Genomic DNA, 11,048 nt, shown 5'->3' with positions numbered 1-11,048 from the left:
TCCGTAAACACTTAAGATCGAAGCGGAGGCGTGGTCTGGACGAGTTTGCGGCCCCCGCTGGCTTTGCTGCTTTGGCCGAAACCAAAGCAGAACAGAGTCTTTCGTCTTCTCACTGCAAGTCCCTAACCGGACATTGCTGGGTGGGACCGAAAGACAAAAAGGGCGGACACATGGGTCCACCCCTACATCGGCGCTGCCGTACATTACAATCATCGGCTGGAGCAGCATGCCGGTCACACGGCCCCCCTCAGGGCTTCCACTCGGCGGCGAGCACGCTGGACCCGGTCGGCCGGACGATCTCGGCCCACACGCGCTTCGGGTCGGCGAGCGAGAAGACAAGGCCGCTGTGATACTCCTGGCCGGGGGCCAGCTCGGGCAGCTCGATCTGGTGGCTCTCCATCGGCAGGCCGCCGAAGCCGTAGACCACCCAGCGCAGGATGTAGCCGCGCAACGTGTAGGCCGGCAGGCCCGGCCGCAGGCGCAGGCTGGCTTGCAAGTCGGCCGCCTTACCGCTCAGGCCGAAACTCTCCACCGGGCTGGACTCGGCCCGCAGCACCTCGTACGAGGGCTTGTGGCCGCCGTAGAGGTCCACCACCCCGTGCAATCTCTGCTTGAGCACTGCCTCGCCCTTGTCACCCCAGATAGTGCGGTAATCGTTGTAGCAGAAGAATATCAATCCGGCCATCCAGGGGAATTCGCGGAAGATGGCGTCCTGGCCGCGCAGTATCTCGATACGCTTGGGATCGCCGCCCATCTGTTCGGGACGGGGCGTGCATTCGCAGTAGCCGTACTCGCTGATCACCACCGGCTTGTCCGGGAACGCGGCGTGGATTTCCTCCAGATTGCGGCGCACATCCTCCTGAGAGCCTTTGTACCAGGACTGGTAGTACTCGTTCCATTCGATGAAATCCATCTTCCCGGCGACATCCGCGCCGGGGTCTTTCTGCAGCGAGTTGCAGGCGTAGCTCCGCGGCCGGGCGGGATCGAGTTCCTTGGCCCGGTCGTACATGCGCAGGGCGAATTCGGCCGCCACGGGGTCATGCCCGCCGATCTCGTTGCACAGTCCCCAGACCACTACCGAGGGGTGGTTGCGGTCGCGGACGATCATCTCCTCCAGCTGCTCCAGGCCGTTGTTCATTATATCCGCCTCGAGCGTGCCTTTCATGTGGCTGAAAGTGTCCGACCCCCAGCAGGGCACCTCGAGCTGGATCATCATCCCGTGGCGGTCGCACCAGTCGAGCACGCGGCGGTCCTGCTGCCAATGCACCCGGGTGAACACGCAGTTGAGCTCTTTCATGTCCGCGTGGTCGTGCTCGATCCAGGACAGCGGCTCGGCCATGCCGTAGAGCGGGTGGCTGCCGGCCATGCGCTCCACCCCCATCAGACGCACAGGCTCGCCGTTCAGGAAGAACTGGTTGCCGCGCACCTCGAAACGCCGCACTCCGAACGTGCTCTCCTGGCAGTGCATAACCTGCCCGCCGGCCAGCAGCCGGGCCTGGAAACGGTAGAGGTTCGGGTGGTCGAAATGCCAGAGGCGCGGGGCCTGCAGCACCGCGGGCGGCAGCTTGACCTGGGTCGTTGCGGCGGCCTCCAGCGTGGCGCTCGCGGCGGGCAGATCGAGCACGGTGAGGCCGCTGGCCTCATCCAGCACCCGGCACTCCAGCGTGACCGCAGCCGGGGAGGCGGCGCTGTTGTGCAGGCTGAGCACCGCCTCCAGCGGGGCGCTGGCGTTGTCCGCGGCGGGCAGGGCCTCCACCGCCAGGGCCTGGATGAACGCGGAGCCGGTGATCAGGAGCTGCACCGGCCGGTAAATGCCGCCGTCCATGGTCCAGTCGTAGGAGTTGTCGTAGGGCAGCATGTGCTTGTCGAACGAGTTGTCCACCCGTACGGCGAGGGTGTTGCGGCCGGGCTTGGCCACGGCGCTCAGATCAAGAGTGAAAGCAGTGTAGCCCTTGCGCAGGTGCTCGCCCACCGGGGCGCCGTTGACCCAGACTTTCGCACTGTGGTAAACGGCCTCGAATTCCACCCGCACTACGGCGCCGGCCGGCAGCACGGGCAGCTCGAACTCCCGGCGGTACCAGGCCGGGCCCTTGTATTCGGCCGTTTCCTCGACCACCTGCCAGGTATGAGGCACCTGCACTGTTTCCCAGCCCTCCGCCGGCTGGGCGCCGGAGTGCCAGGCTTCGGTTTCGCCTTTGTCCTCGGCGTCGGTCCGGAACAGCCACTCGCCGCAGAGCGGGAGCGTGAGGCCCGCGGCCGGGATTGCCGCGCTTCCCGGAGCGGGGCCGGCTGCCTGGCAGCCGGTGAGAGAGAACAGTGCACCGGCCGAGGCCGCGCCGGAGAGGAAATCCCGTCTGGATAGTCCGGGCATGGTCATTACCTGCCGTCAGAAAGAGTGATATGAAGGTTCGAACCGGAGGGAAGGGAATCCGGGAGGCCGGCTTGACGCCTCCCGGATATCAGCTTGAATACACCATAACGACTTTGTGGCTTTTTATCGAGGCTTTTCTCTATTCACCAGTGCAGGTGATGACGGTCTTGGCCGTGGTGAGGTAGACCTGGGCCTGAATTTGGATCTCGCCCGGTGCGTACTTGGGAGTGACTGTGTTGGTGGCGAAACCGGCGGTGTCGGTTACAGAGTATGTACTCGCAAGGTCCGCCGTGCCCTCGATGATCGTGAAATCCACGCGGACGCTTTTCTGCGGGACGCCGATATCGTTGGTGACAGCTACGCCGATGCTTACGGGATGGCCGAGCGATACAGTAGCACCGTTGCCTTTGGTTATGGATATCAGGTACTTTACGCCGGGGCTGGTTGGCGAATTGTCATGTGGACCGTAGCAGGCCGCGGCGATCATAAGCGCAACTGTGGCGATAACGGCCAGGGCTGGCACGAGGATATTTTTCCGCTTCGAATGTCGTGGATACATATACCTTTCCTCCGTGACTGAACCCTTGGACCGGGGGGCGGTTCAGAAGAAGCGACTCCCGGCCCGGCAGTTTGCCGAGCCGGGAGTCTTTGGTTTCAACGGGTCTGCAAGACCCGCCGGGACGTTGTCTTAGAAGCCGAAGGACAGCGTGAAGAAGTTATCGGCCGTCAGACGTCCCTTGTTGCGATAGGCATAACTGAAATTCAGCACCCGCCCGGCGACGGTGCGGGAGATGCCGCCACCGAAGGAGATGCCTCTCCAGGTGGGGTCATCGCCCAGGTACTCATAGCCGAACTGGTCCTTGTCGTCCGTGAACTCATCGGACTGGATCAGCCAACCCATTCTGAGGGCGCCGGACATGTAGGGAGTGAAGTTGTAGTTCAGCTCCGTACCGGTGGCATAGCTCAGAGGCGTGTTGCTGTTTCTCCAGAGTTCACCCGAGGCCAGCCAGTTGGTCTTCTCGGTGGTGATGAGGTTGTAGGACATCGCAATCTTGACCACGGTGGGCAGACGGTAGGTATGGGTCTGCCGGTAAGCCCAACGCGTGGAACGACGCGGCAGGGCATACGGATCGGTGGAGTAGTCCACATAACCGGAGGGGATATCACCGCCGGCATCCTCCGGACCGACCTCATACAGCAGGTTCGGGCCGCGCATGGTCACGTTCGAGCCGAGGTTCTGGATGGCGAAGGCGAAACGGATATCGCGGTCCATGAACTCGGTGTGGTAGATCGCGCCGGCGTCAACGGCGAACGCGTTACCGGCGACATTGGCGAACATGTCCTGGTGGATGTACTTCATGTTGAGACCGGCGACGAAGCGGTCGGACAGAGTGTAGGCCATCGAGCCGCCCATCTGGAAATCGTAGGCGGTGAAAGTCTGGCCGGTGCCCTGCGGCGAACCGACTGTCGTGATCTGCATCTCCGGCACGTCCAGGTAGCCGAAGAACCCGCCCACCACCAGACGGCCGTCCATCATGGGCACGGCTGCGGCGGCATAGCTGTAGGTCAGGTCCATAGTGTAATCAACCACGTTGACCAGGACCTCTTTGTTCTGGAGGAAGCCCAAACCGGCCGGGTTCCACCAGATGGCGGTGATATCATCGGCAACCGCGGAGTACGCGCTGCCCATACCGATACCACGGGCGCCGACAGGTATTTCCAGGAACTCCGCGGCACGCACACCGGCAAAGGAGTTATTCTGCGGGATGCCCTGGGCCAGGTACTTGTCCAGGCCGCTGTACGCCTGCCGCAGAACACCCTGAGCCAGTAGCGGAGCACTCAGGACGGACAGGAATACTCCAACTATAAGCAAGGCTCGCATGGCCGTTTTCCTTAACATAGACAACCTCCAATCGGGATACGAGGAGTGAGTGACTTTTCGGTATAAGTTCATGCTGCTCTCCATCAGTCGATGATATAGAACTTACCGGTGGAAGTCTTACCCCTCGAATCCGTGACGTGGAAGAAATACAGTCCGCTGGCCACGGTTTGCCCGAAGCGGTTCCTGAGGTTCCAGGACTCGTTTCCGCCGTGGTTGTCGTAACCGGTGAGCTCCTTCGGGTTGCCATGGGAGTCCAGCCGGTCCCAATCCGTGTAATTGCCCCAGCCATGACGGTTGGCGCCGATATGGTTGAGCACGTTGACCAGATGGCCGCCCAACGAGTAAATACGGATCGTACAGCGGTCGGGCAGATTGACGAAATCGATACGACGGCTGTCCGGGGACAGATCGAGGAACGAGGAAGCCATGTAAGGATTAGGAACGACCATGACCTTGCTCAGGTCCCCATCCTCGGTGTTCATGGTCGACGGCTTGATCTTGATCTCCCACTTGTCACCGACGTGCGCCATGTCCGGGATCTGGGTGAACTTGGTCATGTCGTCGTTCCAGTAACCGTAGGCATTGTCTATAGTCCAGACTGTCCCGGCTGCCGGCATCGTGATACCGTCACCCATCTCGTGATGTCCAATCCAGAGAATACCGTTCAGGAACAGACCGAACTGTTCGATGTTATCGGCAGAGATGGTGGAGGCCATCTTCGCCGTGCGCTGATTCTTGGGCAGCTTATCAACGAAAGCTTCGTTGTAATAAGTGCCGCGATTGCCGATCAGATCTCCGCCGAAGACATCCTTGGTCTGGAAGCCCCAGCCCCATTCATCGGGGTAATCCACATGGGTGAGATCGACGCCACGGGTCAGGTCTTTCACTTCGACCGTCAGGTTGCCGCCGCCGGCATCTTTCCAAGTCACCTGGAAACGTCCGGCCTTGGTGGTCAGCAGGTTGCTGGGCGCGGTGCCAGGAGTCGTTGTCGGGCCGCAGCCGCGGGCAGTCAGCACATCGAGCGATCCGCCAGTGTAGGTGCCCAGGTTGGCTTTCAGGTACACGCCTTCATAGGCGCCGGACATGTCCATGCCCTCGAAAGTGAACTCGATGGCATAGTTGAGACCGTCGTTGTCCACCGCACCCTGCATCGTGACGACCGGCCGAGCCGCAGCGCCGCCGTCCAGAGGCACGGAGGTGCTGGTGTAGCTGCCGTCGACCAGGTTGAGCGAGTTTTCGACGTTCTGGCGCTGGCCCTCGCAACCTTCGTCATAGGCGATACGGTCGGAGGCGACCAGGTAGACTGTCTTGGCCGTGGTGAGGCGCTCGTTGTTGACCGGGATGAACTTGACTTCCCGGAAAGGCAGCGGAACGAGCTGGACCGGAGCTTCGGTCAGAGCGCCGCTACCGTCGCCGGACAGCACGGTATTGGTGGCCGCTATGGCGGTCGAACCGTCGGCGGCGATGAACTTGATCTCGCCCTCGATGTCTGCTGCCTTGAAATTGCTGGCGTTGGAGCGGGGTTCGACCGTGTAAAGCTGTGTTCCCGGACGGTTCCAGGTTTTGCCGCTGGAAGCCGGCGGCAGGCTGAAAGCCGCGCCGGTGGCGGGGTCGAAGTTATTGTCGTAGGGCACCAGGGCGTACCAGATGCGCATGCCGTTGTTCATGCGGTAGTACTTGGTGTCGGTGTCGCGGGTGTCCTTGAAGTAGAAAGCCAGGTTGCCGCTCGAAATGCTGCACTGATAGATCAACTCGGAATGAGCGTCGCTCGGTCCGACATAGCTGCGGTACAGGCGGTAACCCTCGAAATCGTACTCTTTGTAAACATGGTTCGGGTCGAGGGCGGGATTCGCCTGCAGGAAAGCATAGTACGCATCCGGAGTGTGCAGGTTGATATCACTCCAGGTGATAGTGACTTCCTTGTCGCCAGGGATGATAGTCATCGGCGGCGGGTTCGGCGTTTCCGGCAGCACGTAATTGCCGTCATGCACGATCTTGGCCACCTGGGCATTGGTTATCATCGGCTGCAACTGGGTCTGGACTTCCGGGTTATCGATTTCGGAAGTCACGTTCGGCGGCAGGGAGAACGGCGGGTTGGCCGGATAGACGAACATAACCACACCGTCGACCGAGAAGCTGTCGCGCGGGGCGAAATTATGGAACTCCGACCAGAAGGTGTAATGGTTGCTGCCGGCGTTGCGGCCCCAGATCCACTGATTGTAGCGGGTGTCGCCGGGTTCGAGTACGCCCGGGAAACCATACAGCCAGCCACCGGTCCAGGGATTGCCAGCCGGGCCGGCTTCCACGGCGTAGAACGGTCCGTCGGGCGAATTCTTGCCCAGGCCGTAGAGGTACGCCTTGTCCCTCGGCTTGCCGCCTTCGAGGACCTCGTTCGGGATACTGAAACCGAACTCGGTGGTCCACTGGTGCCGCATGGTGTTGGTCATCGACATCTTTTGACCATTCCATTCCGGGTTATTGAACAGCATGCTGCCGATGTTGGCGACGCCGCCGGAGAAACTGCTCTCGATGCCGTCCCGGTCGACATTGGCCAGGATGCCCATCGGATTGTAGATGGCCCAGCCTTCGTCCGCACCGCCGATCCTGATCGGGTTGGCCATGGTGTAAACCAGTTCCATACCTTGCCAGGTCTGCCCGTCCGGGGTGTTGGCGGTCTTGGCCGCCATGTCCGGATCAAAATTCCACTTCAAATACTCGGACATGTTGCGCAAGAACACATGGAAATACATCATGTTGTTGCTTTCCGCAAAATTCAGGAAGTAGCACTGCCACTCCATGTCGATGCCGACCGGAGCGCCATCCGGGGAGAAAGCGTCACCCACGATAGCGACCGCGGTCTCGGCGCCATGCAGGATGGGATCTCCACTGCTGGTGCGGCCGGTGCGGAACTCGGCCGGCCATTCGGGCAGGTCATCCGCGTCCAGGCTGGCCCAGACCCGGTTGAACGAGATACGTGCTGACGCCTCGTCCATTCTTTCACCCGCGGCATGGAAAGCGGTGAGCTGATCCAGAGCCTCCAGCGTGCCGCGCATGGGCTGGGCGCATTCGGCGCCGCGGGACAGCGGCGCGGTGGTGTCCTCAGCCGTGCCATTGCCGTCGCAGTCTCGCGCGGTGCAGACTCCGAAGCACCAGTTAGCGACTGTATAGAGGTTGCCGGAGCCGCGAGGGAACTGCTTGATACCGCGGCCTAACGGGCCTCCCCAACCGAGGGTTAGCACCATCCCGACATTGTTGCCCTGAGTTGCGTAAGAGGTCTTCCATTCCGCATTGGCGCTGGAGACCAGGCTTAACAGCAGGGCGGCAACGGCGAGTTTTAAGAACATCAATCGGTAATGAAGCATAAGTTGTCTCCTGTGATATGTCAGCAGGCAGCGTTCTGTTTTTCAACAGAGCGACAGAGACACGTACGTCAGAAAGTGTACTCCGCGCCGAAGCGGACCTGACGGGCAACGCCGTACGCGCTCTTGTCCATGGTCGAGTTCATCATGGACTGCGCGATGTTGGCCTTGGCCTGCTCTTCAAGCGTCAAGATGCCGTCGCCGTTGTAGTCGTTGTTGAACCAGACTTTGTTCGTCGCCGACAGGTTATCGTTCCACTCCAGGATTTCACCGGCGTTGATCGACCTGTAATAGGACTCATAGGTATAGCCGGACGGGTAAGGAGTGGGGAGCTTCTTGTTGAAGACGTTGAAGATATCGCTGAAGAACGACAACTGCATGGTGCGGCCAAGACGGAAAGTCTTGGTGAGCCGCAGGTCGAAGTTGTAGTCCCAACGCCCGCGGAAGTAGTTGACGCCACCGATGGGCCGCCCATTGCGGCGGGTCAGCCAGGAGACGTTCTCCGCGGCGTTTTCCTGACCGGTCGAGCCGCCGTTGATGATACGGTCGTAGGCCGGCTGGCCGCTGGCCAGGGTGAACAGGGCGTAGACCTTGAAGTTCCCCAGGATGGTGTTGTACATCGTACCGCTCTTGAAATCCTCGGGGAACAGGTAGTTCAGGTTGGCGGTCATCTTGTGGGTCACATCGCCGTTGATCGGGCGCAACTCATCCGGCGGGGTGAAAACTTCGCCGGTGGAGGCGTCCAGGAACACACCATACTCGGAGGTCGTGGAATAATCCGAACCGGTGGTCCTCGAGAACTGCATGGTATACATCAGATTGAACGAATAGTTGTTGCTGAAGCGCTTGCGCAGGGTGAGGTCCATACCCTTGATGTTACCGTCATCCCGGTTGGTGTAACCGGTGGTCCAATCGCGGACTCTTCTGGCCTCGTGCCACTGGTAGTAATCGCGGAAATACTCTTTGGAGGCCACATCGCCCTGCACGTCACGGTAGTAGGCGACGAGGTCGACCACCATGTCTTCGCCCAGCAGGTTGGACAACCCGGCTTCGAAGGCGTCGGTGCGGCTGAACTCCAGACCGCCGGCGTTGGAGCCGTCGAAAATGTAGGACATCGACGGCAACTGGGTGAACACGCCGTAGCTGAAACGCATCTGGCTTCTGTCAGTGACCGGGAAGCCGACGTCGAAGCGCGGCGACCACTCGTCGATCACCGTGGGCTTAAAATTCTCACCCCACTGATCGCCGTTGCGGAAGCCCCAGTTGTCAACGGGGTCGAACCGATCATAGCGGATGCCGTAGTTGAGGACGAAATCACCCAGATCAGTACGGTTCTGCAGGTAGGCGGCCATCAGGTTGGGCGAGTAGTTGAACTCGTTGGCCAGGCTGCGGCTGCGGTTCATGTTCTGGAGATCGTACTTCTGGTTGTCGAACGTGCCGAGCTGATAACCGATCTTGGCGCGGTTGGTGCGGTTGAGCTGGAAATCGAGATCGGCCTTGTAGTTGTCCTGCCATTCACGGGTGTAGAAATAGCTGAGCCAGGTCAGGTCGGCGCCGGTGACCATGTTCAGCGGCGTCTCGTAGCCATAGCCCTGCATCCAGGGGCCGTGCCCGTCATCGAAATAGAGCTTGGCTTCCGGGCTGCCCTCGATGGGCAGGTCCATGTTGGGGAAGGTCTCCACCTCGAACGGGATATCGTGCATGTCCCAGTTGCCGAACGTGGTTTCTTTGCTGCGGAAGTAGTTATCCCGGAGCTGTCCGGCCGCGATTTCCTGGGTCTTGAAACGGGTGAAACGGAACTGCAACGTGGCGCTGCGCTGGGCTTTCTGCAGGAAATCCCAGTCGAATCCGGAGAGGAAGTTGGTGGTTCTCACACGGCGTCCGTATCCCTGCGGGATGTAGGTGTGCCAGACGCCCTGCGCATCCTTCCAGTCGCCCTGATCGGTCGACCAGGCCCGGTCGGGCAGGTCAGACTGGCTGACAAGACCGGTGAGGAAATAATCACCTGAGCCGCCGCGCGGACTGTCGTACTGGTTGCGCGAGTAGTTGATCGACTCGATCAGCTTCAGGCCCTTGATCGGGTAGTAGGTTAACTTGGCCGAGGCGAGAGACCGATCACCCCAGTTGTCAGGGGTGATTACGGGGTTCGGCGGAGAGAAGAGCGAGGCCTCCGCCCCTGTTTTGGAGGCATAGAAGGCACGGCCGGTCTTGAACATATCCAGCGAGAAGGCCGGATTCTGATTGCCGAAAACCGGGTCGTTGCGCACGCCGGCGTTCAGACGGTCCACGAATTTCTGGTTGATCCCGCGGAAACCCTCATCCGCGCGGGTGGCCATACGGTCGGCCAGCCCCTGGATTTCAGCGGAACCCTGGATGTACAGGTTCGGGATCTTCGGAATCGGGCCGCCCAACGCGGCCACCACCTGGTTGTAACCATAGTCCGAGGTGCGCGGGTTGGTTTCATCCGTGGTGTACTTGAAATCGCCCTTCCAGTCCGGGCCGCCTTCCTTGGTGACGATGTTGACGATACCGGACTGCGCATTACCATACTCGGCCTGGAAGCCGCCGGTGATGATGTCCACCTGTTCAACTGCGCCGGCCGAGAATTCCAGCGGGGTGGCGTCCTCGGACAGGGAGCCGAGTTCCTGCTCCCAGACCCAGCCCAGGCCGCTGCGGAAAGGATCGGCGGTGTAGTTGCGCACCGTCACACCGTCGATAACCATGGCCTCTTCGCCCAGACGGCCGCCGCGGATACGAAGGCCGCGCGACAGAGCGTCCGGACCACCGGTCTGCACGCCGGCTTCCAGCACCATCATGTCCTCGAGTTTTGTCGCCGGAATTTCAGCGATCTTCTCGGCGGTCAAACGCTGCTTGGACACAGTGTTATCGCGCGGCACCAGGGTTTCGGCCTCGCTTTCCACGGTGATCCCGTTAAGCTCGACCACTGTCGAACTCAGGTTCGCGTTCAACGTAGCGGTCTGGCCAGCCAGCAGAAGGACTTCGTTGATCGTGGTCTTCTGATAACCGGTAAAAGTGAAGGTCACATTACGGCGTCCGGGCGGGACGTTCAGGATGAAATAGTAGCCATCCTGGTTCGTCACGTTACCCAGACGGGTTCCCTCGATCACTACCTGAGCGCCGGCCAACGGCTGCCCAGTATCCTTGTCCCGCACCGTGCCCTCGATCTTCGACGTATTGAGCTGGGCAAAGGCGGTCACCGCCCAGGTCAGGGCGATGACAACGACAAGGGCAAGTGAGGCCAAAATACGGAAGAATCTGTCAGTTAAATTCATAGAAAAAACCTCCCAGATGTGGGGAATCAACCGAAGAGTGTCCAACTCTTTTTCCCTCGACACTCTCCTTACGATAGAATCATCATTTCCCCTCCTAACCCTGTTACTGCGTCATAGGCTATCCTCCTTATGATTTGAGGTCG

5 protein-coding genes are annotated in these 11,048 nt (G+C 60.5%); all 5 read right to left on the bottom strand.

Annotated features, from left to right (window positions below):
• Positions 1–247 precede the first annotated feature (247 nt).
• The gene (locus LLH00_18850) at positions 248–2,371 is read right to left on the bottom strand and encodes a beta galactosidase jelly roll domain-containing protein (GenBank protein ID MCE5273342.1); all 2,124 of its coding nucleotides are present in this window, start codon (positions 2,369–2,371) and stop codon (positions 248–250) included.
• 139 nt (positions 2,372–2,510) lie between these two features.
• Positions 2,511–2,930: a hypothetical protein gene (locus LLH00_18845; GenBank protein MCE5273341.1), complete on the bottom strand. Its 420-nt coding sequence runs from the start codon at positions 2,928–2,930 to the stop codon at positions 2,511–2,513.
• A 129-nt stretch (positions 2,931–3,059) separates the two neighbouring features.
• On the bottom strand, positions 3,060–4,253 hold the full coding sequence (locus LLH00_18840) for a PorV/PorQ family protein (GenBank protein ID MCE5273340.1): 1,194 nt from the start codon (positions 4,251–4,253) through the stop codon (positions 3,060–3,062).
• An 83-nt stretch (positions 4,254–4,336) separates the two neighbouring features.
• A complete protein-coding gene (locus LLH00_18835) occupies positions 4,337–7,615 on the bottom strand; it encodes a hypothetical protein (GenBank protein ID MCE5273339.1) in 3,279 nt (1,092 codons plus the stop codon).
• 68 nt (positions 7,616–7,683) lie between these two features.
• On the bottom strand, positions 7,684–10,905 hold the full coding sequence (locus LLH00_18830) for a carboxypeptidase regulatory-like domain-containing protein (protein ID MCE5273338.1): 3,222 nt from the start codon (positions 10,903–10,905) through the stop codon (positions 7,684–7,686).
• Positions 10,906–11,048 lie beyond the last annotated feature (143 nt).

It is taken from the genome of bacterium, assembly GCA_021372515.1.
GTDB lineage: Bacteria > Gemmatimonadota > Glassbacteria > GWA2-58-10 > GWA2-58-10 > JAJFUG01.
The sequence above is the reverse complement of the archived record's forward strand: the minus strand, read 5'-3'. Positions and strand labels throughout refer to the sequence as shown.